The organism is Sulfuriferula sp. (assembly GCF_054605375.1).
This window is the reverse complement of record NZ_JBTSEG010000038.1, coordinates 1-22,718: the sequence shown is the minus strand read 5'-3', so window position 1 is coordinate 22,718 and position 22,718 is coordinate 1. Positions and strand designations below refer to the sequence as shown.

Annotated in this window: 21 protein-coding genes and 1 pseudogene; all 22 read right to left on the bottom strand. The window is 53.3% G+C overall.

What is annotated here, in order from left to right:
- Positions 1-128: 128 nt before the first annotated feature.
- Positions 129-1,310, bottom strand: a complete 1,182-nt coding sequence (locus tag ACYCZJ_RS15020) for a glycosyltransferase (protein ID WP_461555039.1) — start codon at positions 1,308-1,310, stop codon at positions 129-131.
- The gene (locus ACYCZJ_RS15015; RefSeq protein WP_461555038.1) at positions 1,307-1,747 is read right to left on the bottom strand and encodes an LbetaH domain-containing protein; all 441 of its coding nucleotides are present in this window, start codon (positions 1,745-1,747) and stop codon (positions 1,307-1,309) included. Before ACYCZJ_RS15015 ends, ACYCZJ_RS15020 begins: the two co-directional genes overlap by 4 nt.
- A 37-nt stretch (positions 1,748-1,784) precedes the next feature.
- Positions 1,785-2,921: a glycosyltransferase family 4 protein gene (locus ACYCZJ_RS15010; RefSeq protein WP_461555037.1), complete on the bottom strand. Its 1,137-nt coding sequence runs from the start codon at positions 2,919-2,921 to the stop codon at positions 1,785-1,787.
- Positions 2,903-4,033: a glycosyltransferase family 4 protein gene (locus ACYCZJ_RS15005; protein WP_461555040.1), complete on the bottom strand. Its 1,131-nt coding sequence runs from the start codon at positions 4,031-4,033 to the stop codon at positions 2,903-2,905. Before ACYCZJ_RS15005 ends, ACYCZJ_RS15010 begins: the two co-directional genes overlap by 19 nt.
- Before the next feature lie 90 nt (positions 4,034-4,123).
- On the bottom strand, positions 4,124-5,368 hold the full coding sequence (locus ACYCZJ_RS15000) for a hypothetical protein (protein WP_461555036.1): 1,245 nt from the start codon (positions 5,366-5,368) through the stop codon (positions 4,124-4,126).
- A complete protein-coding gene (locus ACYCZJ_RS14995; RefSeq protein WP_461555035.1) occupies positions 5,365-6,645 on the bottom strand; it encodes an O-antigen ligase family protein in 1,281 nt (426 codons plus the stop codon). The genes ACYCZJ_RS15000 and ACYCZJ_RS14995 overlap by 4 nt, the downstream gene beginning before the upstream one ends.
- Positions 6,642-8,135 (bottom strand): oligosaccharide flippase family protein, encoded by a 1,494-nt coding sequence (locus tag ACYCZJ_RS14990; protein WP_461555034.1) that lies wholly within the window; start codon positions 8,133-8,135, stop codon positions 6,642-6,644. Before ACYCZJ_RS14990 ends, ACYCZJ_RS14995 begins: the two co-directional genes overlap by 4 nt.
- A 67-nt stretch (positions 8,136-8,202) precedes the next feature.
- Positions 8,203-9,126 (bottom strand): glycosyltransferase family 2 protein, encoded by a 924-nt coding sequence (locus ACYCZJ_RS14985; RefSeq protein ID WP_461555033.1) that lies wholly within the window; start codon positions 9,124-9,126, stop codon positions 8,203-8,205.
- A gap of 106 nt (positions 9,127-9,232) precedes the next feature.
- Positions 9,233-10,228, bottom strand: coding sequence for a GDP-L-fucose synthase family protein (locus ACYCZJ_RS14980; protein WP_461555032.1), 996 nt, complete (start codon positions 10,226-10,228; stop codon positions 9,233-9,235).
- A 7-nt stretch (positions 10,229-10,235) separates the two neighbouring features.
- A complete protein-coding gene (gene gmd / locus ACYCZJ_RS14975; protein WP_461555031.1) occupies positions 10,236-11,321 on the bottom strand; it encodes a GDP-mannose 4,6-dehydratase in 1,086 nt (361 codons plus the stop codon).
- A 132-nt stretch (positions 11,322-11,453) separates the two neighbouring features.
- Positions 11,454-12,167: an exosortase-associated protein EpsI, B-type gene (gene epsI / locus ACYCZJ_RS14970; RefSeq protein WP_461555030.1), complete on the bottom strand. Its 714-nt coding sequence runs from the start codon at positions 12,165-12,167 to the stop codon at positions 11,454-11,456.
- On the bottom strand, positions 12,164-13,057 hold the full coding sequence (xrtB, locus tag ACYCZJ_RS14965) for an exosortase B (protein ID WP_461555029.1): 894 nt from the start codon (positions 13,055-13,057) through the stop codon (positions 12,164-12,166). The genes epsI and xrtB overlap by 4 nt, the downstream gene beginning before the upstream one ends.
- Positions 13,058-13,059: 2 nt before the next feature.
- Positions 13,060-13,965 carry a chain length determinant protein tyrosine kinase EpsG gene (gene epsG / locus ACYCZJ_RS14960; protein ID WP_461555028.1) on the bottom strand — a complete coding sequence of 302 codons (906 nt, stop codon included), beginning with the start codon at positions 13,963-13,965 and terminating at the stop codon, positions 13,060-13,062.
- A gap of 9 nt (positions 13,966-13,974) precedes the next feature.
- A complete protein-coding gene (epsF, locus tag ACYCZJ_RS14955; protein ID WP_461555027.1) occupies positions 13,975-15,378 on the bottom strand; it encodes a chain length determinant protein EpsF in 1,404 nt (467 codons plus the stop codon).
- A 21-nt stretch (positions 15,379-15,399) separates the two neighbouring features.
- The gene (epsE, locus tag ACYCZJ_RS14950) at positions 15,400-16,137 is read right to left on the bottom strand and encodes a polysaccharide export protein EpsE (protein ID WP_461555026.1); all 738 of its coding nucleotides are present in this window, start codon (positions 16,135-16,137) and stop codon (positions 15,400-15,402) included.
- A gap of 135 nt (positions 16,138-16,272) precedes the next feature.
- A complete protein-coding gene (epsL, locus tag ACYCZJ_RS14945) occupies positions 16,273-17,469 on the bottom strand; it encodes an XrtB/PEP-CTERM-associated polysaccharide biosynthesis outer membrane protein EpsL (RefSeq protein WP_461555025.1) in 1,197 nt (398 codons plus the stop codon).
- Positions 17,466-18,152 carry a CAAX prenyl protease-related protein gene (locus ACYCZJ_RS14940; RefSeq protein WP_461555024.1) on the bottom strand — a complete coding sequence of 229 codons (687 nt, stop codon included), beginning with the start codon at positions 18,150-18,152 and terminating at the stop codon, positions 17,466-17,468. The genes epsL and ACYCZJ_RS14940 overlap by 4 nt, the downstream gene beginning before the upstream one ends.
- 27 nt (positions 18,153-18,179) lie before the next feature.
- The gene (locus ACYCZJ_RS14935; protein WP_461555023.1) at positions 18,180-19,256 is read right to left on the bottom strand and encodes an EpsD family peptidyl-prolyl cis-trans isomerase; all 1,077 of its coding nucleotides are present in this window, start codon (positions 19,254-19,256) and stop codon (positions 18,180-18,182) included.
- 9 nt (positions 19,257-19,265) lie between these two features.
- On the bottom strand, positions 19,266-19,925 hold the full coding sequence (locus ACYCZJ_RS14930; protein ID WP_461555022.1) for a hypothetical protein: 660 nt from the start codon (positions 19,923-19,925) through the stop codon (positions 19,266-19,268).
- Positions 19,925-20,599: an ankyrin repeat domain-containing protein gene (locus ACYCZJ_RS14925; protein WP_461555021.1), complete on the bottom strand. Its 675-nt coding sequence runs from the start codon at positions 20,597-20,599 to the stop codon at positions 19,925-19,927. The genes ACYCZJ_RS14930 and ACYCZJ_RS14925 overlap by 1 nt, the downstream gene beginning before the upstream one ends.
- 148 nt (positions 20,600-20,747) lie before the next feature.
- Positions 20,748-22,301, bottom strand: coding sequence for a putative porin (locus ACYCZJ_RS14920; RefSeq protein ID WP_461555020.1), 1,554 nt, complete (start codon positions 22,299-22,301; stop codon positions 20,748-20,750).
- Positions 22,302-22,346: 45 nt separating this feature from the next.
- Positions 22,347-22,718: pseudogene (locus tag ACYCZJ_RS14915) on the bottom strand (hypothetical protein); the annotation flags it as partial.

The following is a 22,718-nucleotide window of genomic DNA, read 5'->3' as shown; positions in this document are numbered from 1 at the left end:
CGCTTTAGTTATTTCTGGAGCACAAAAAAAGCGAGTGGCGCTTTATGCACCACTCGGTAAACATGATCAAAATCTCATGTGGATCTGGCTTTAGGCCGACCTACGATCGTGCGGCAATATGCTGCACATTATGTGCCGGTCGCGGGATCTTTGCCCTTCACTTCCCGGATCGCGTCATGGTAGATCGCGATCAACTGCTGATAATTGCGTTCCGCCGTAAATTCGGTCTCGTAAAGGGTGCGGGCATTACGCCCCATCTGCGCCATCTGTTGCGGATGTTGCTGCGCCCAACGCATCTTTACGGCCAGATCTTGCGCATTACCCGGCTCAAACAGCAGACCCGTCACGCCATCCTCAACCAGATCGGCTAATGCCCCAATACGGCTGGCAATTACCGGCAAGCCACAGCCAAATGCCTCAACCAGCGTGCGCGGAAAGTTTTCATACCAGATGCTTGGCAATATCAGCACCATAGCTCGGTTCATTTCTCCGCGCACAGCTTCGCCAGACACAGCACCCAGCGCATGAATACCGGCAACGCCCTCAAGCAAAGTTTCTTCAGGTCCGCTGCCTGCCACCCGGACGGGGGCGTTAATGAGATGCCCGGCGGCAGCCACGAGTACATCGACCCCCTTTTCAGCCGACAGGCGCCCAACAAATAAAAATCCGTCACGAGGACCCTCGACGGGCGCGGCAAAGTCAACGAAATTAGGCTTGATCACAAAGCGTTCGGCAGGCAACCCCCCTTCAATAAATTTGCGCCGGCAAAAATCGTTCAGTGCGATATAGCGCGTGACCTTGTTGCGCCAGGTTCCCATGGCCCGATGCACCGTTACCATGCTCGACAATACAGCGCTCTGCACCTTCGATCCGCGGTAACAGCCCCGCACCACGCCGCGCCAGGGCACGCTGCCCAGACAATCCTCACAAACACGCCCTTCGCGCAAAAACATCGCCTGCGGGCACAACAAGCGGAAATTGTGCAAGGTCTGCACCACCGGCACAGCCAGGCGATCGGCAACCCAATAAATGGCAGGGGAGATCAAAGGAAAAGTGTTATGGACATGGATCAAGTCGGGCTTGAAATCCATGATGCGCGCTGCTACATCGTCACGCGTCTTGAATGACCATGCGGTCTGAACGGCGGTTTTAATGCGCGACGCCTGCTTGATCTCATCGTTATGGCGAAAATACGTTTCCACCACATGCCCCCTGGATCGTAACAACGCCAGCTCATCCTCTACCACGGCATCCTCACCGCCGCGTTGCTGGTATGCATTGTGTGCCAGTAATATACGTAAAGAACTCATTTCGCCCCGCTTCCTGCATAAATCTGGCGCGCCGGATTACCTGCTACAGTCACGCCAGGCGGTACGTCATCCACCACCACGGATCCGGGCCCGACAGTGGCGCCAGCTCCGATTGTTATCTGGCCGATCACCACCGCGTTCGGAAAAATGCAGACATCATCCCCGATAACCGGCGCTCCTGCCTTTCGCCCATTGCGCTTACTGCCGATTGTCACGCCTTGGAACACAGTGACGTTTTTACCCAATTGCACGTTTGAATTAATAATACTTCCGTATGGATGATTCATGCGCAGCGGGTATTTAAGAACTGGCAATTCCACATGAAACACAATCGACACCAGTTTTCTCAAAATTTTTGGCTTCCAGCCTCCCCCACTGAAAACCCAATTTATAAACCGGTTGACCGGACCAATCGGGTCGCATCGAACATCCGTCATATACATCCCCTCCGCGCACTCTTACGCGTTGGCCAAATTAACTTTCAAGAAACTGCGTAAGCCGCTTTGCCGCGACGCCACTGGAATATTCCTTAAGAAAGCGCTCGCGCGCAGCGAGGCCGGCAGCAGCCATCCAGTCTGGATTACTCAAGGCATCGGCCACAATCTGTGCCGCCACATTGGCATCGTGCAACGGTAGTGCTATGCCAACTGTGCCATCGCCTAGTACTTCCGGAACGCCACCCACGGGTGCGGCAAATACCGACCGCCCACGCGCCATCGCTTCAATCAAAGTGATCCCGAAGCTCTCCAGCTTGGCCACATGGATGCAGGCGCGGTGCCGTCCAATGTGCTCGGCAGCATTACTGACGAATCCGGCAAAATGCACCAGCTCGTCGATTTTCAAGATCCGCGCCTTGTCTTCCAGTACCCTGCGATCCGGACCATCACCTACTACAGTCAGCGACAATGGCCGTCCCATATCGCGTAACGCCGCGACAATCTCCAGCAGATATTGCTGATTCTTACGCGCTTCAAGCGTGCCAATATTAATCAGGTCAGCCACAGCCGTTTGCACTTTCGGCAAGCCTGGATCCGGTAAAAAATTCGGCACCACGGTGGCAGGAACTTTCGTAATGGCCGGGATGCGCTCGACCAACTCGCGCCGCATAAAGTCGGATACAAATACCAGTCCGTCCAGCCGCGGCAACACCTTGGCTTCGAAAGCCTGGATCGCGCAATAAAATCGCCCGCCGTTCGGTATCAAGCCCTTGCCGGCCCACTCGTCGGCTTGCGAGATATTGAAGTGCGTCACCATCACTACCCGCTGGTTTTTCGACACCCGCGCACTGAGCGCAGCTTGTGCAGATAGCGGACATTGCGCATAGACCACGCACGAGACACCCGTTTGCAGGCGGTGTTTCAACGCCTGCCGCAGAAAATAAGCGTGCCAGTAACGATACCACCAGACACTGGCCGCTCCATTAAGCAGATCGACCAGTTTGCGCAGACCGAATACCGGATATACCTGCCAAAGGGGTGCACTGTAAGGAGTGACCAGATCACATCGCCGACCTATCTCGCCCAAGTACCCCATGTATGCACGAAAGTGAGTCTGAACGCCCGTGTCACCCTCGGGCCGCATTATGGTCGCGATCAGGATTTGTTGAGACATGCGAGCACCCCCTGTGCGTAGTTATCCACCATGCATTCCAATCCAAAGGCCTCGGATGCTTCGCGAGCCGACTGACGCATGCGTCCAAGTGTGACAGGGTCATGGAAACAAGCGGACACAACCTCGGCATAGCTTCGGGGATCAAAGTCGGTCATGGCGCCATTGACCGAATCGGTTAAGTAGTCAATTTCCGGGGAATGCACAGGGATATTGGTGGTAAACAGCGGCAGGCCGGCTGAGAAAGCCTCAAGTACAGCAAGCCCTACCAGGCCGGGGCACAAAAAAATGTCGGCAATTGCGAAATAAGCGGCCTTATCAACCCCGAATCGTGGGCCGACGTAATGAATCCATTCGTGAGTGGCTGCAGCCCCACGAGCCACCGACTCCTCCGGGCCAGCCCCAACCAGAACGAGGTGAAAGCCCGGCACCCGCGCATGAATGTCGAGTGCAGCCCGGACCAGAAAATCCAGTTTTTTAGAGGCATGCATGCTGCCACAAAACAGACCAACTGACGCTTCAGCAGATATGCCCAGGCTACCCCTAAGCGCCAATCTCCGCTGGTCATCGAAAGTCCCAAGCTCTTTTTTGAAAGACTCCAGGTCGACGCTGTTCTGTACAACGGTAACGCAATCCGATGCAAAGCCATTGTCCACCACGTACTGTGCAACTCTTGCCGTGTACGCAAACCACCAATCCGCCCTGCGCAACAAAACACGCTTAACGGGCTCCATCCATTGCGATCCATCTTGCTGCCAGTTGCGGCCATGACCCCAATAGGCCATCCGCACAAGCCCAAAACCACGCAGGACAACAAACATATAATTGAGCAAGTGCTTGGATGCCTGCTCGACAATAACGAGATCGGCTGCAATAGCCTGGCCGAGACATGGCTGATACAGCAGCCGGTAGCCGGCAAACCAGTATGCTCGCACCTTGTGGCCGTATGTGGTCGGCAAATCAAGCGCGTCTTTGCGCAACGCTTCCATGTCATTAGGCTTGCTATACACGACCTTTAACGCTATCCCCTCTGATTGCAACCGCTCATGCAGCAAATCGAAGAAAGGGCGCCGGTATTGCTTGGCAACCGCCTGGATGATGCAAACTGTACGCACGCTCAAAGCACCAGTCTCCCTGTCCCGCTTTTCATAATTCCTCGTTTGTACATCATTACAACACTCCCAAAATGAACGAGCTCGGAGTGTTCATCGCGAATTTTCATCATCAATGATCACTGGCCGACCATCCAGCGCAATTTCGTGTCCTGCCGGCAGGATCTCGGGTACGCGACCCCAGCGTGTTGCGTTGTGGTCGAACACGATGAGGAGTGGCTTAACATTTTTTCCTGCCAACCAGACCACCTTGAATCGGCGCCCAGCGGTACGCACACGACATTGCCACAAGCTCCCTGTAGGCTGGCAACTCGCTGCTTCAAACTGGTCGAACAGGTGAACGGCTGCCGAAGCAGCTGCGCTGCCAAAATCAAAGTGAGTGCCCGACTCAAAGAAACCGAGGTTTTTGTTATCCCACGCGTACCAGTAAACCCGCGACACCCCCTCGGACGCATTAAGCAGGTAGGTGCGCAACGTCAGGGCATACACCAGATCTTCCACCGACAGCCCGGGCCACTGCTTCGCCTTCGCTGCAAATGCCACACCGACCTCGGTGTTCCAGATCGGCACATGACTGAGCCCATGCTTTGCCAGCACCTGCCGCATTGCACGGATGGTTGGCACTGTTTGCTCAGGTTCTTCAGAAAAATAAAAATGCTGGCTGACGACATCGAAATACTGCCCGCCTCCAGCCGCAAGATAACGATCGAACTTCTCTGCCCAATGACCGGAAGAATGGAACGACGGTGAGAGTACGCACGCCTGAGGATCGGCACGCTTGATCTCCTCGTAGGCCACCCGCGCGAGGCTAACCATGGCATCGACAGAACCGGTAAAGAACTGCGCGGGAGCCCCACCTGCCCCAGGCTGCTTGAAAGCCGGGTCGCTCGGGAAGCTCGCCTCGTTCCAGGGTTCGTAGCACTCGATACGGCCGCGAAACGTGGTCGCAATAGTGCGGACATAGCGCCGCCAGTTCTCAATGTTCGCCGGCTCGGCGGCACATCCAAACCCGTAAGCACATTTTTCATCAGGCCGCGCAGACGCCCAACGCGGTGTATTGCCGATGGTCCAGAGAATTTTCAGATGGGTTTTTTCACTGGCCGCAAGGTACGAGTCGATGCGGTCAAACTTCCATAGATGCGGTTGCGGCTCCAGGCTTGACCAGCCGGTACCCGTATCCCACAGGCGAATGGCGCTGTACCCCGTGCTGGCCGCTGCCTCAATATGCGCCGGGTCGTGCACATGAATTCCCAACGTCATGACACCACCCGCGGCAGCGGCTACATTCCAAACAGTCAGCGCTAACAAAGCACATATCTGAGTTAATCGCTTTTTCATGATGGCGAACCCAGTTGCTTGTGCTGATCCGTGACGCTCGACAATCCGCGTAAAGCCAGGAGCACCATGACCAGGGGCCAGGTCTTGGTGGCAAATGTCGACACCACGGTCGTCAAACCTTGAAGAATAAAAAACAATAATGCCACCGCCCCCGTGCCGCGCGCCCATTTCGGCATATCCGGGTTATGTGACATGCGGAACATCTTGATCCAGAGTACCGTATAGAATATCGAGCCGAAAATGCCCTCGGTGGCCAAGAGGTGAAGCATCTCGTTATGCGCATTATGAATATCTTCAGCGCGCAAGCTATTTTCAACAGCAAGCACAATATCGCCGGACAAGCCTCGTCCAAACAACCACTCAAGCGGCGAGAAGTTTGTTATGCCAACTATCAGATTCGTCCAGATATCACTGCGCCCCTGGGTAAATGCGCGCTCGTTACTGGTATCGAAGCCAAGCAGCTTGGTCGGGTCGTATACCAGCATGACAATCAAGGCCAGCACTCCGAACAGCAGACCAAAACGGATAATCATACGAAAGCTGATGCCACCTTTGAAGACTATAAAAATCAGTGCGATCAGAAAAGTAAAATAATTGAGCCGCGAATTGGAAAGAATAATTTGTACGGCTGCCATCGCCATCAATAAGGCCAGAACAGGTGTGATTCTGTTGTGCGAATACAGGGCATAAATCAACGTGGCAAAACATAGTGCATAAGCCAGATCGGTCTTGAAGAAATAATACCCTTTGAATGTGCGAACCGATCCCCATTGAACCCAGCCAAAATCGAATGGCAGTAACGCTGCATTGACGCAAATGGTCAACACTGCCCCGGCTACCAAAGCATAGATCATCCAACGATCCGCCGCATAGGCCACCAGTACGAAAAACACGAACGGGCTGACGATCTTGAATATTTCCGACAGTGAGCCCCCATAAACAATTGCTAGTCCAAACAGGAAAAAGAAGTACAGGACAATCAACCCGATATAGGCGAGCAATGATTTGTTGCGGTGGTCCACTGCAGCCCCCTGAAATGCCATGCCGTATCTTGCGAATAGCGAAGCAAATCCGAGTAATAAGATGTAGCCATATTTCACCGCTCCCACTTCGTAGAAAGCATCGGCGAGGGGCTTGACCATCACCAGGAAAAGCAGCGGCACTGAGGAAAACAGCGGCAGGTCCGACTTCCCGTGTCCAGCTGGAGGCGGTAGTAGCGAAATTGGCCGCCCGGCCTGAATTGAGTTGCCGCTATTTGAAACAACAGGGTTCTTCAATACTTTCCCCTTTCTAGCCAGACAATGAAAGGACCAAAACGGCCTGCCGAAAATTTTGTATGAACCATCGTTGCCAGCGGTACGCCCAGAAACCAGGTGAATCCGAACGCAAACAACAACACGATGGCACTGCAACCAGCCAAAAGTGGCAGTACATCCATGCCTATTACTGTTACTGGTGGTAAACCATGCACCAACACAGTCACACATACACCCGCCACAGCCAACACGAATGCACCTCGGAATGGCGCCAGCAGGTCCACAACGCGCAGTTCGAGATGTTCGCGAATCGCGGCCAACAACAACAGGAGCCGCACAAGATAAGCCAGGGGCACCACCCAAACGGCCAGTGCTAACGAGACGCTTTGCAAAATCAGGAAGCCGCTAAAAAGGACAACAGCAGTGGCCATCTGGATACGCAGTTCGGTCCCTACACTACCGGTGCCGCGCAATATGGCCGCAGTAATCGCCCCCATGGAGATCAATGGGACGGAAATTGCCAACGCTGCCATATAAGGTGCCGCCTTGACCCACTTGGCACCATAAACGATATGCAACACGCTCGCAGACTCTAACGCCACGAGCGCAAAAAGCGGCAATGTGACCAGCGCTATGGCTGCCAAGACCACCAGAAAACCCTTGCGCACAGCCGCCAAATTGCCATGCAAACGCGACGCGCTGGCAAAGGCAACACTTTGCGCAACAGAAACCAGCAAACCTGAGGGCGCTTTGGAGAGATTGAAGGCGACAGAATAAAGACCGAGCGAATACAAGCCCCAAAACTTCCCGACCAGGAATCGATCAAGATTATCCATGGACCATCTGGTGAGTTCGGTTGCCAGCGACTTCACGCCAAAATGAATCATCACCCTGTCTCCGCTCAGACGCGGCCGTAACGTATGTCTGGAAATCGAATAGGTTGCAACCAGTGAAAAAATCGTTTGGGCAGCAAAGCCACCAACCAGGCTCCAGACACCCCACCCCATAATTGCCATCGTAGTTGAGACGCCCCCAAAGCAGACGATGTAGGCAATCAGTTGGATAATCTGGATACCCTTCATGTGCAGATCGCGGCGCAACAAGCTGGATGAGATGTTCGAAACTATTTGAAAAGGAATAAAAATTGCGCACACCCTGAACACCAGCTCCAGCGATGCATCACCAAATTGATGGGCTAATAAGGGTGCCAAAAGGAAAATAAGCAAGGCCATCGCGCTGGCGAACGCCAGGGACCAGCCCAGCGCCAGGCTCACATCGGCGGAACTCAATTCCTTTTTGTGTACGAGCGAGGAGCCAAAGCCGCCATCTGCAAGTATGTAGCCCAGGCCAAAGACCGCGAGCATAGCCGCATATTGTCCAAACACGACCGGATCGAGGATTCGTGCCAGCGTGATTTGAACAACCAGTTGACCCGCGACTCTCCCAACCGCTCCTGCCACTCCCCAGGAAAACGCTTTGGTACTGCGTGATGAAATACTATCGGTAGTCACTGGGTGAAATCCAATCATCAAGCCGGAGTTTTGTACACATCAAGTGGCCGGCCATGGGCGATAGCATTTAACGGTACCCAGCAAGCTGGATATCAGCTAGCGCAATCATCCGGCCAAAGCCCTTGGCACTGATGACCCAACTGCGCACAGTACGATGAAATCCAATCGGGAAAATACACAGGCCCAAAACAGCAAACCCGATCCCAATACCCCCACCAAGTAAAGCTTCAACAAAAGCTCTGGGTTTACTTCTGTTCCTATTGATGTTTTGCCAGTAGGTTGTCGACGTGCGTAAACCCCGTTCCAGCATAAAACTCAAGGTTTGCCGGGTAAGCGGCACTTCCTCCCGCACCTCAGCTGAATCGCACCAAATAAATTTTCCTCCTTGCTCTTCAAGCCATTTGAAAAGATCAAAATCTTCGCCACCCGATTGCGCGAGACGCTCGTCAAAAGGTAGTGGCTGGCGCGATTTCACCCAGCTTGCCTTGACCATGGCATTACCCGTACGACACGCTTCACTCCCGATGAACGTGCCAGTCGTAAACCTGGGGCGCTCAAAAAACCGGCCTCTGATCACCCACGAAGGGGTGCGCGCAGGATACTCCGGAATAACCGGACCCAGGACGGCATCGACTTCCTTTCTCGCCATGTTCTCAACCATGTCCGATAGCCAGTGACTGACCGCCCACTCATCATCGTCAATGAACGCGAGCAGTTCACCGGCTGCGAGCGCGACAGTCTTATTGCGTGCGTATGCTATTCCCTGGGTTGGCTCTACTTCATAACGGATAGCAAGTGTTGGATAACGTTGGATAGTCTCCATGATTATTTGCTGGGCGGAGGCCGATTGATCATTATCGACGACAATGACTTCGAAGCTTGCAAGTGGAAACGTCTGCTTGGCCAGGCTTTCAAGCAATATCAACAACAACGCCGGGCGCTTATAGGTGCAGACACAAACGCTCACTTCAGGTGGGTTTTGCTTCCTCATACTGCTTCTTCCCGTTCGGGGCGAGTCGCCCTAGCCGATTTACCGGGCAATAGCCCGACCTACTCCCACGAGTGAAACTCGCCTGCTACTAATCCAATGCCCAACACTAACGTTGTTGTGTTACAGGAAGTCTGTTCTGAAAATCGCCATAAGCGAGCAACAAGCCTTTGCTCAAACTTGTTGATGCATTCCAGCCTGTATTTTTTAGACGCGTAACGTCCATCAGCTTTCTTGGCGTTCCATCAGGCTTGCTCGAGTCAAAATCAATCGTTCCTGAAAAACCCACGACCTGTTTTACTGCTTCCGCCAGCTCCGCGATCGTCAAATCTTCCCCCATTCCGATATTGACTACGGGCGGCTCGAACGTTCCGGTCGTCGATTCGTCGCTTCCGAGAAACTGGTTGTATTTCTCATCCGGCAAATTCATCAGGAAGACGCAGGCATCAGCCATATCCTCGTTGTAGAGAAACTCCCGTTTCGGGGTGCCGGTGCCCCAGACGGTGACAGTAGGGCTGTTGCACATTTTGGCTTCGTGAAACTTGCGAATCAGCGCGGGGATGACGTGGCTGTTTTCCGGGTGATAGTTATCTCCGGGACCATAAAGATTGGTGGGCATGACAGCGATGTACCGGGTACCGTACTGGCGGTTGTAGCTCCAGCACATCTCGATGCCGGCGATCTTGGCCAGGGCATAGGGACGATTGGTCGGCTCCAGCGGGCCGGTGAGCAAGCTCGCTTCCTTCATTGGCTGCGCAGCCAGCTTGGGATAAATGCAGCTGGAGCCCAAAAACATCAGCCGCTTTGCATTATTCTTGTATGCCGCATCGATGATGTTGGTCTGGATGACGAGGTTGTCGCGAATGAACTCGGCCGGATAGAGGTCATTCGCAAGAATGCCTCCGACCTTGGCGGCTGCCAGAAAAACGTAGTCGGGCTTCTCCCCGGCGAAAAAAGCTTCAGTGGCTTTCTGGTCGGTGAGATCGAGTTCGGCATGGGTGTGTGTCAACAGGTTGGTATAACCCTTCTCCTGAAGGTTGCGCACGATGGCACCACCCACTAGCCCGCGATGTCCGGCGATGTATATCTTCGCGGTCTTGTCCATCGAAGGATTACTCATGGTAGTCGTAAGCGGCAAAGCCATGCTTTTTGACCAGCTCGTCGCGTTCGGCACTCTTGAGATCTTCGCGCACCATTTCAGCCACCAGGTCTTCAAAACTGGTTTTCGGTGTCCAGCCGAGCTTTTCCTTGGCCTTGGTGGGGTCGCCGAGGAGCGTTTCTACTTCGGTCGGGCGGAAGTAACGCGGATCCACCTTGACGATTATTTTGCCGCTACAGTCAGTGCCTGTTTCATCTTTGCCGTTGCCTTGCCAGGTGATATGCATGCCCAGCTCCTTGGCGGCAGCGTTGACGAAATCGCGCACGCTGTACTGCACGCCAGTGGCAATGACGAAGTCTTCCGGTTGCTCCTGCTGCAGCATGAGCCACTGCATTTCAATATAGTCTGCCGCATGGCCCCAGTCACGCAAGGAGTCCATGTTGCCAAGGTAGAGACAGTCTTGCAGGCCAAGCTTGATACGGGCAAGCGCACGGGTGATCTTGCGGGTGACGAAGGTCTCGCCCCGAACCGGGGATTCATGGTTGAACAGGATGCCGTTACATGCATAGAGACCATAGGCTTCGCGATAGTTGACCGTTATCCAGTAGGCATAGAGCTTGGCGACGGCATACGGGCTGCGTGGGTAAAACGGGGTAGTTTCTTTCTGCGGAGTTTCTTGCACCAGCCCAAAGAGTTCGGAGGTAGAGGCCTGATAAAACCGGGTTTTCTTTTCCAGCCCGAGTATGCGGATGGCCTCAAGAATCCGCAGCGTGCCAATACCATCGGCATTGGCAGTATATTCTGGCGTATCAAAACTGACTGCAACGTGACTCATGGCGGCGAGATTATAGACCTCGTCGGGCTGGACTTTCTGGATAATACGAATGAGATTGGTGGAATCCGTCAGGTCGCCATAGTGCAGAACAAAATTACGGTTGGAGACGTGAGGATCCTGATACAGGTTGTCAATACGATCGGTATTGAACAAGGAAGCGCGACGCTTGATGCCGTGGACAATGTAACCTTTTTTGAGCAGGAAATCCGCCAAGTAGGCGCCGTCCTGCCCTGTGATGCCGGTGATGAGAGCGACTTTATTCATATATCCATAGTCCAATAAATGTTGCTGATAAATCGGGGCAGTTTCGCCGCACAATTGCAGGTCTGCCTTGAGGCCGACATGTCGAGCTGAAGCCCGACCTACATAGGATTTCCTGTGTGTGGCTGGCTTATATCAATACACGCTAAGTTCGCCTGGCTTGCCTAACTTTCCGATTAAACGAGCCTGGCCAGCACTATTGAGCGCATCCATCAAATCATTCACAAAGCGATCCTGCAAAGCAAAGGCACGCGTATCATCCGGGTCAATGGAAGAAATCCTAAACAGCAAACCGTCCGGAATATTGCCAGTCAACCCATACTTCAATTGCGCCAGCCTCCATTGCAATCCATCAAGCGCCACCTGGTCACCCACAGTCGTCCAGTAGGTAATGGGCTCATGCCGTGCACCTTGCGTTGCAACCAGCCGTTTTACAGGAATTGCCTCATTGATTTTGTCGAGAGGCAAAGCCCCTTTGGCCGTATTGAATATTTGAAAGCCTTGTGCCGGATAGCAGACCTCAGGCTTATGCACTTGCAACCCATCACTCTGGTTACCTCCATATGCAATGGAAAGCATGATTCGCTCACCCTTGCCATTGACATAGGTGCGCGCCAGCGTTTGGCTATAAATTTTGTCTATCACTGCCTGCAACTCTGGATTGGTCACTACCGGCATAGCCTTTTCATCCAGACGCCAATCACCGAATTGCTTGGGGACCAGCGTTTCCAGGTTGATTTTCGAATTGTCGTCGGCAATTTTGTGGGTCGGTTTCATCGCCCAGGCCAAGCCCGCGCCCAGCAAAAGTACCAGACTGATAATCAGGGATTTAATGGAAATGGATTTCATGCCCGCACACCTCTTGGGCGATCCGGGAGGAAATAACCCAGCAAACCGTCCAGCCCAATCAGAAATAATAAACCGGCTATAAACAGCATGATGCCGGCAAAACCATGGAGAAAGCCCTGACCGGCTTCGTCACCGAGGTAGTAAGTGATCAGGCTCAATATCAGTACCCTCAGCATATTGGCGAGAAAGGCAACAGGCCAGATGGATAGCAGCAGCAGTACGATGCGCAGCTTGCTGGTGTGCTGCATGATGTAGAGGTAAAGAATCCCCATCGCAGACAGCGAGAACATGGAGTTAAGCCCGGAGCAGGCGTCCGCGACCAGCAACTGATAGGTACCGATGGTAAGCACAACGCCGTTACGTGCGACCGGGTAACCCGCTACATAAAGCAGTTGTTCCACCAGCACAGAAATGTAATATTTAAGCGGCCCGGTGGCAGCATCCACAATAGAGCTGGGAAGCGGGATCATGAAAACCATGAACAACAGCGGAAACCAGAGCTTTACAACCGCCTGGCCGCCTCGCATTAGCTGCAACACGCCAATCAGAATGATGATTTCCGAGCCAATTTCAAACAACAGAATATTTTGGGAACGCCCCACTGCATAAATCAGTACGCCCAGAACCAGGACACCTGTGCCGAGCACGGGCTGAGTAACGATCGCCTCTGTTAGCAGTACTTCCCTTTTTTTCCAGAAAAACCACAGCGTGACTAACAATACGATCGGGCCGTGGGCACCCTCTTCGCTCTTCCACAGCGTGCGATCGAGATCGTAGTAAGTGGGTAAAAACAAGACCAGAATGCCGGTCAGGATAGGCAACCACTCAAACAGCCGAGCCTGCCAGTCCGGATTACGCCGATGCGGCGCTGTCGATGAAGGTGCGTGCATGGTTAGCGCTCGTTAAGAAGCGTACCGACGATTTGCGCGCCGCTACCAAATAACGCATCACGGATTTGCTCGATTTCATGGTAGCGCGTTTGATGGGGTTGGGCGACGACCAGCACACCGCCCGCCAGCACTGACAAGGTCGCCGCATCGGTATGGGTATCAAACGGTGGGGTGTCGATCAGCACTACGTCGTAGTCCTGGCCGATGCTGTCCAGCAATACGCGCGTGCTGCCACGGCCTATGAGTTCCGCCGGGTTGGGTGGAATGGTGCCGGCCGGCAAAATGGACAAGCTGACAAAATCATCCATACGCACAATCGTTGATTGGTCGCCTCTGCCCGCCAGAATATCAGCAAGACCAGTACGCTGCTTTTCCAAACCGAATATGTTGTGCTGGCGCGGATCGTGCAGGTTGGCGTCGATCAGCAGGGTGCGCTGGCCAAGCTGCGAGAATACAATGGCCAGATTGGCGGTGACGTAGCTGGCGCCCATACCCTTGAGCGGTGCAATGATTGCCAGCCGCCGCCCCCCCAAACCAAACCAGCGCTGCATTAATTGATTGCGCAGTGCGCGAAACTGCTCCGCCATCGGACTTAAAGGCCGATATGCAGCAACCAGCTCATCACTGTAGCCGCCTTCACCCGGCAGTAGATGGTCGCAGTCGAACTGGCTGGCGACTGCGTGCCGTATATCAACTTCGGTGACCAAACCCAGCTTGATGGCAGCCTCACCAAAACGAAGATTTTCCCGAACCTGAAGCTCCAGTACCCGGTCGACATCGGCCAGTTTGAGTTTGCCTGCCTGAAACAGCAGCCTGCCGATTGAGCCATTGAGGTCATCATTGTTTGTAAGTACGCTGGCGGGATTGGTTTGAGCCATATCCACCATATTTCCATGCAGGATATTCATCGCCATTCCTTAAGTCTGTCCGGGTAACAAAACACGGAGATGGCCCATGCGAGACAGCCGGCTACGCCGCTGACTATCTGATGCTGGCTTGAGGGCCGCCAACACCGGGGCACCCAATATATCGACAAAATCTTCCTCGGATCGAAGACGCCGATCCAGCAATTCCGCCAGCAAGGCAAACGCCATCGCCAACAGCATTCCGCCTGCCATCGCCAAAACGACATTCAGCAACATCTTTGGACTAGACGCCTTTAGCGGAGGGATAGCCGGATTCAGAACAGCCACATCAGTTTGGTCTGATTTACTTTCCATGCGTGTCTGTGTCGCACGCTGCAAGGCCATGTCGTAAGCGCGTTGAGCACTTTCCACATCACGCGCCAGCACCGAACCTTCATCACGTTGCTGCTTGAGCGCCAGCACCTTGGCTTTTTGTGCGGCCAGTGAAGCACGCAAATCACCCTCGCGTTGCTGCGAGACGCGCATGGTGGTATTAACGCCGGTTCGGGCGTTACTCATTTCATGCGCAAGTTTTTTGCGCAATACATCCAGGTCAGCTTGGGCACGCAGGTACTCAGGGTGATTTTTACCCAGTTTTTCGGAAAGCTGTGCCAGCCTGCTTTCTCCTTGGGCAATATTTCCCTTCAACCCTTGAATCAGTGGATTGCTCACCACATCGGATAATTGATCGCCGGAACGATGATTGCGCGATTGGCTATCATAGGTTTGCGCCTGTGCCACAACCAGCTGACTGGAAAGTTCGGCCAAGCGCGTGTTTTCCACATCCAGGCGCTCATCCACGGCGACGATCCCTTTTTTACGCTGGTAGTCCGAGAGCCGTGTCTGTGCACTCTCCAGCTTGTCGCGCAGCACTTTGATCTGCCCTTCGTACCACAAGTTGGTCTGATGTGCCGGCTCGGTACGCAAATCCAGACTTGTCTTGATGTATGCCTCTACAAACGCGTTGGCGATCACAGCTGCAAATTCTGGATTATTAGCTACATAAGAGACGTCAATCAGATTACTTTCACGCGAAGGCGTAATTTTCAATTTGGCAATTAAAATACCCGCCAACCATTCGCGAATATCACCCTGCCCATGGGTTGCCTCAAGGAACTGCTGCTGCACCACCGGACTCTGGACAAGCTTAAGGTTATCCACCACTTTTAGACCGACATTCTGGCTGGACATAATACCTACCTGCGTTGCCAGATAACCGGGCATTAACTGAGCCGGCATTACGCTACCCGTCAAAGGATCGCTGGCTTTCGAATTGACCACCAAGGTACTGGTGGCGGTGTATTGCTTGGGTAGCATTACGCTGATGATGATCGCCGCAGTCACCGTCACACCGAAGGTTGCCAGCATGAGCCATTTGCGCGCCCACAGTACCCGTAAAAATTGCATCATCGTCATTTTATTTATCGTCCGGCAAGTTTAAAGCAGGCTTTCTTTGACATAAATAACATCGTCAGGATGCACGCTATCCGATAGAGAAGGTTCAATGGTGATCTCCTTCCCATCCGTTCCGCGCCGGCGTATCTCTATGCCGCGCCGGGTGCCGCGTAGCGTCACGCCGCCTCCGACGGACAGTGCCTGCATCACACTCATCCCTCTTTCCAGCCGGAACGAACCAGGGCGCTGAACCTCGCCATAAATGTAAAATATGGGGGCACGTGGCACATAAATAATGTCACCGTCAGTTACCGCCATATCCAGATTCGCCTTGCCATCCATATAAAGCGCAAGCGTATCAATATTTATGTACACGGCCTTACCCGATTGTTTATGGATCAATACCAGCGTATCTGAACCAGTGGGACTGATCCCACCCGCCTGTGCCAGAATGTCCGTCAGCGTACTGGTATTTTCAAGCGGGTATTTGCCGGGACGATTCACCTGTCCCAGCACGGATATCTGCTTACTGCGGTATTGCGTGACAATCAAATTAACCTGCGGATTTTTGACAAAACCACCTTTAAGCAGCATATCTGCAATGCGATTTTGCGCAGCAGTGGCTGTGCCTCCTGCAACATGCACATCGCCAATCAGCGGAAAACTGATGGCGCCACTTTCATTGACTCGCGTATCAAGCGTCAGATCAGGTTGGTCATACACTGTGATATGCAAAATATCTCCGCTGCCTAAAAGATATTCCTTGGCTGAAGCCGGCATGGCAACACCAATTGCCAATAGAAGTAAGAAAACCAGAAATGTGCGCATACAGCTCTTACCGAATTACTTCAAGAAGTGAGTGACTGTATCCAATATTTATGACGGGCTGATTGCTTGCACATGACAAATATTTGTTCAAAACACACCTCGCATGCCGACCTGCGCACTGTTGTAGCGATATCCAAACGATTCTCCTCGACTGGAAGTACGCTCACCGGTCTGCAGAGCTCCGGTTACCGTCATTTTGCGTGTCGCCAGATACTTGAGGCTTACCTGCAGACCAGTCACAGTGTCTTGCCGAACGGGTCCTGTGCTGGGAATAAATCCGGGGTCGCCGTCATACTCGAGCACATCGCGACTGACACTGAAATTCAGAGTGGTTTTGGCCGACCCAAACCAGGTAACGCCAATCGCCATGCCGTTGTTTAGTGTGTAGCTGGTATTGCTGTCGTCATAGGCACCGATGTCACGGTATAAAGCCAGATTCAATGCGGTCTTGCCAGTAGGAAACCAATCAGTGGACAGACGTCCGGTAATGCCGGAAAAATTGCGTCGCGGTACATCGCTGTAGGTGCGCTGGGTGTAGCCAAATTTTGTCTGCAGCCGGATTTTTCCGGTGGGTTGCAAAGTAACACCGATGCTTGGCGTCATCTGCTTATAGCTATTGTCCACCGGGGTCGTGCCGACGATCTGGCGATTCGGGTAATCCCCCTTACTGACATTGTTACTCATCTCGAACAGAGTGCCCATGCGGGTCTGATATTGCAGCCCCAGCCCAAGGCTGTCTTCGGTGAAATCGAGGACATTCTGGGTAGGTGTGGTATTAAACGTGTGAGCAGCCACAGCATTGACCTGCCAGTGGCTGTCGAGCTTGACCGTACCGTTGAAAAACCGGCGGCGCTGGGTGCGGACGTTATTCACCTGCTGATTCAAACCGTACAATGATCCCTGCGAGCGTACCTCGCTGACGCCGACGTCGCCATGCGCATTGTTCCCCACCAGCCAGCTCCACTGAAGGAGCAGATCACGACCGTCGTAGTTCAATTGTTTATAGGTATCGAAACGCGTCTGGCTGAGCTCGGCGCGCGCGCGGATTACCTGGCGGCTGAGCGGCAAATCGACGTTCATGCCCGCAGTGAGCGTGTGATATTGCTCGGCCGTGCTGCCGTTGCCAGGGGTAATAACGTCGTTTGCTACGCGAAACAGATTGCTGTCATGAACATAGTTGACGCTCGCATAGGGCTTGAATGTGTCGCCATCATCGGCATGCGCCGTCAATGACAGCAGCATGCACAGGCCGAGTGCCGGATAGTAGCCGCGAGTATGTTTCACCAGAATTCCCAATGCCCGGTGTTCACAACCCAGAAGCCCAACACGCCATTGGTCACGGCATGGGCGATGATGGGCACCCATAGCCGGGCGGTATACATGTACAGCGCACCATAAACGAGGCCCGCGAGCAATCCCGCAAGCAGTAGCGTGTGTTCCGAGGCAAACAATGCAGCGCTGATGACGAACGCGCTCATACCCACGGCTCGAGGCGAAACAGAGAGAAAATCCTTGTCCTTGATCCAGCGCATGATGAAGGATCGCCAGAACAACTCTTCGATAACAGGCACGATCAGGGCGGCGCCGGCGATACGCATGACGACTAGCGGCATATCCAACCGCCCCGACGCATCGATCGGTTTGAATCCGCTGGACGCCCCTAGGCTCGCCCACGGCTGATCCAGGTTAATCCACAGCAAGAACACAATCACGCCGCAGCCCAAGGCCAATGCCCAGTCGCGCAAGCTCAACCTACCAATGCCATCAAGTTCACGGTAATGACGCCAGCAATAGACCAGACCTGCGCCTGCCGCCAGGATACGTAACGGGTATAGCCAGCGCGTATCAAAAACGGCAATCCAGCCGTGGTCGGTGAGGAAGGCGACCCCGCTCTCCCCAGCCAGTACCAGCATGTACAGGGCGAACGGAAGACTGCGGCAGTATGCTGGCGAGTGGATAAAACGCATGTCGTGTTTGAAGCGTCAATGCCTCGCTTACTTCAGCCCGGACAAGCCTTTTTCCATGGCATCTGAAGCGGCTGCGGCTGGTTTCGCAGGCGTATTTTTCACCGCTCCGGCAATCGGAGCAGGCACTGTCGAGGGAGCCGCAACAGGTTTGGCTACCGCCGATTTTCCAACATAGGCAAAGGTACCTACATACTCGATTTTGGCTTTGTCATGCAGCTTCTTGAGCATCGCAGTAGTCGCATCGCGTCGTTTGCTGTTAGCCAGGTAAGCTGCAATGACTGGTTTGGCGGCCTCTATCGCCATGGGTTGCTGTTGGGAGGCAACCAGCTGCACAATTAATACACTGGAACCGTTCACTGTCACCATCGCTTGGCCATCCTGCATCTTGCTCAAGCGCGGTAACAGATTAAGGGGGACCTCTTCCGCTTTTTTAATTCCGTTATTAATATTAAATGGAATTTTCTCTGCCTTGAGCCACTCGACAAATGCATCGATTTGTTTGGTCAACCCGATCTCTTTACGAATCTCCGGAACGCGCCCACCACTTCCATCTATCGTCAATTCCTGAAAGCGATACAGTCGCCGATTGGCAAACAGCTCGGGATGCTGGGTGTAATAATCCTTGATTTCATGATCTGTTGGTTGAGGTAATTTGGAAAGTTCCTGATCCAGGTAGGCCTGAGTCAAAATCTGGGCATGAGCACTTTCGTAAGCCGCCACGACTTGTGGATTTCGATCCAGTTTATCTTTCTTGGCTTGTTCGATCAGCAGTTGTTGATCCACCAACCCATGCAACACATCAGCAGCAGCTTGCTTGGCTTGCTCAGGTTTGAGATTCGGTGCGTGCGACAAAACCTGGTTGATCTGATGCACAGTAATTTCGTCACCATTCACTTTGGCAGCAACCTGGGTATCTTTATCTTTGTGGTCGGACTGATTGCCACAGCCAGCCAGGAATACGGGCACAAGGGTCACCGCAAGCAAACTGGAAAATTTAGTATGAAACATAATTCGTATGGAGATTGCCAAGTGATCGGATAAGGATTGGATACTATCGTTTCTGCATGTATTTTTAATGACGTGGTTATGACGCGCTCGCGACAACTCCTGAAACTATTTTCGATTTTCTGAGGAAATAAGTTTCTGCGCGTCTAGCTTGTCGCGATATTCCTCCAGCATGTTTTCGATCTCCACATGCCCGATTCCCGTCACCGGTTCAAGGCGCAGAATCACATCCGTCGCGCTGTGATCACGGCACTGCTTGATCAAATCCCGTCCATACTGGTACAGCTTAAGATTTTTGTCCTCGCAGCCTGTAACCTGCCTCTCGCGCATACTCAGGTTAGATTCGACCTGTTTATTCTCACCCTGTAGCATCGTCAGTTGCCGCGCACTTTCGGCCTGTTGGGCCGTCATCGCAGCCAAACGTTTTTCTACTTCCGATTTCTGCTCCTGCAATGCCTGCTTATCCTTACGCGCTGCTTCCAGTTCCTGCTCCAGGCTACGACTCTTCCTGCTCTCTGTAGTAGCGCGTGATTCGGCGCTTTGGAGTTTTTTTGCCAGCGCACCCTTCTCGTTGGAGAGAGTGGATTTTTCCTGTTCAAAACCTGTCAGCTGCTGCTGCAACGCAGCCTTTTCTTGCTCGACTTGCTGCATTTGCAGCTGGACACGCCGCAGCAGCGCACGCTCGTGCTTATCATCGGCCATGGCACTATTGCCTAACAAGGCCATCCCTGCCAATACCAAGGCCAGCAGTCTGAATGATTGCGCCATCAAAATTCTCCGTTGTCGTAAGCCCGGCCTTCAAGGATTTTCACATGAGTGCGCGCTGGATCCGCCCCGGCCGCCTGCAGGAGCTGTTCCAGCTCAGGTCGTTGAAAATAATCTGCCCAATACAACGCAGTCAGGCCGTTGGTATCGGTCATGTTTGGATTCAGTCCACGCCGGAGTAATAAATCCAGCATACCAGGAGAATTTTGATTCACTGCAAGTGTCAGCAGGTTGTCGCCACTACTGAAACGTACCGCACCATTTGCTCCTGCATCCAATAACAGGCCAGCCATCGTTAGACGATTGAGCCTCACAGCAGTCATCAATGGAGTCTGACCAGACTTGTCTCGCATGTTGACATCCGCGCCGTTCTGGATCAGCAGTTTCACCAGTTTGCTGTATCCCAGCAGTACCGCTGCCCCCAGAGGAGATAATGCGCCGTCACGGCCATTCACGTCGGCTCCTTCGTTTATCAACAAATGCACACTTTCTACATTGCCTGATTGCGCTGCCCGCAACAGAGGTGTGTTGCCCCAGTCGTCCGTTGCATTCGCATGGGCGCCCTCCTGCAACAACTTTTTCATCTTCTCGGTATTGCCTTCGCCCGCCGCAACCATTAATGCCTGGTCTAGAGGCGTAGTACTGCGCGGTAAAATATCCCTGGCAGCAGCATCCAATTTAAGCTGCTGAGCATTCGGAGTCCGGAAATGCCGATAGTCGTCCGGGGTAGTGAAACCAAGTTCCAGGCGCTGTCGATATGCGAGCTGTTGCGGAGACAGGGCACACCCCCCCAACAACAGTACCAAACCAAGTACGAGGATAAGTCTAGAATTTGGCATTTAAATCAAACTGGAATACATCAATTGCCAGCGGCAGGCCACTGATCTGATTGCTGGAAAGCCAGCGTGCGCTCAGCCAGGTATTTTTATCCAGTCCGTATTGACCACCCAGGATAAAACCTTTGTTATTAGTACCGCCCAGATGAAAGTCCGAATCGGTGAAGGCGTCCAGCGCAGCATCCGCTTCCAGATGACGGTAAGCGAGGAATACCTGCCAATCATTTTTCAGCAACATGGTTGGCATGCCGACCGCCACGCGGGCCATGTAACCTGTTGTTTGCGGTTGCACATCCTGCCCGGTACGCGCCAGGATTTCGCTACGATTAAAGCCCATATTTTTTACGTAATCGCCGGTCAACATGATGTGTACCGGGTCATACACATTCACATCGGCCATCGCAGTCAGATTGAGCAGTTGGTAATCTGCCGCCAACGCCCAAAGTGCCGTGGGCTCACCGGGTGCCGAGATATCAAACAGCGTATTGCCCTTTTGCCTGAAAGCGGGTGCCGTCTGGTCATACACATTGCGTGCGGTCGCTGAATTCGGGATGCCGTGAATATTGCGGTAATCATAGTAAGCCAGACCGATTTTGGCCCGGGTGTTGGTATCTTTTATCCACTCGATACCCGTCTGCGCACCGAACAGCCATTTGTTGCTGGCGCTTACGGTTAACGAGCGTTCCACAGACTGAAGCGGGAAGGCACCCAGCGTGACAAATGGACGCAGCTGTTTGGAGCTCTGTGCATTTGGATCGACATGCAACGCCGCGCCTTCAAAATTCAGATTGTCATTCCATACCAGATCGGTGCTGAACCAGGGATTGGGGATGCGCCCTGCTGAAACAGTCAGCCACGGTAAAGTCTCATCAGAGTGCACCTTGAGAAAGGCACGATCCAGCACCAGGCTATATTTATTTTCGTATTGTCCCAGTGTCTGGGTGGTCGAAACCGGATTATTCGTGTTACCAGTGGTCAGCTGGAAACCTGCAGAAATCGCGGGAGTAACTTTGGCATTCAGCCCCAGCCTGGCGCGCAAACGGAATGCCTGATTATTTTGAGTTGTGTCGGTGATATTCTGACCATAACCTAGGCTGAATAAATATTCCGGGGCATTGCCAGCCGGAAACCTGTTCGCCTGATAACGCAGCCGAAGATCACCCGTCCATTGCAAACGATCCACCCACTCCGGCACAGCGTTGACATCCCCCCAGCGCTCGGCCTTGGCTTGCGCCACCACCTCCTGCTCAATCTGTTGGCGAATCTCGCGTTTAACCGTTTCCGGAATATAGGGTACGCGCACCACCTTGTCTTGTGCAGCCTTGGTTTCGGCAACTTTCTTGCGAGCCGCATCTTCCGCCTGCTTGACCATCGCCTGAGCCGCATCCTGGCTCAGCACACCCTTTTCCACAAGCGCATTGATCAAATTCATCGTGGTTTGACGCACCACTTCCAAATCTTCCCGTTCATCCCCCCACGCTGGCCCTCCAGCTAGTGCCAGTACTGTGAACAGGGTTAACGCCGCACGCGTACGTCGATTCATAACAATCCTTTTGTAATTCATGACAATTCTTTTACCTTTCCAAAATCAACTGCGCGGCCGGAATCGGTACCAGATTGGTTGTTCGATGCCATCAGGTGACTCCTGCACCGTTAGAGCCATCAATTGTTCACGTAGGGTTTGCTCGACACCAGCGGGCACAGCGCCTTTATCCCACTCCACACGTTCCACGTGCCCACCATTTCCGATCCATATCCGCACTACGATGCGCTTAGCTTTCAGGTCATCCAGCAACTTGGTATCACGATTGAGTGCCTGCTCAATACGATCACCAAGCAAACCGGCATACCAGCGCGCACGGCTGCCACCTCCGCCGCCCAGCGTGATGTCGCGTCCGCCCTTGTTCGAACCTAATCCAAATCCATCGCTGCCTGCGCTCGCATCTGCATCCAGTCCGAG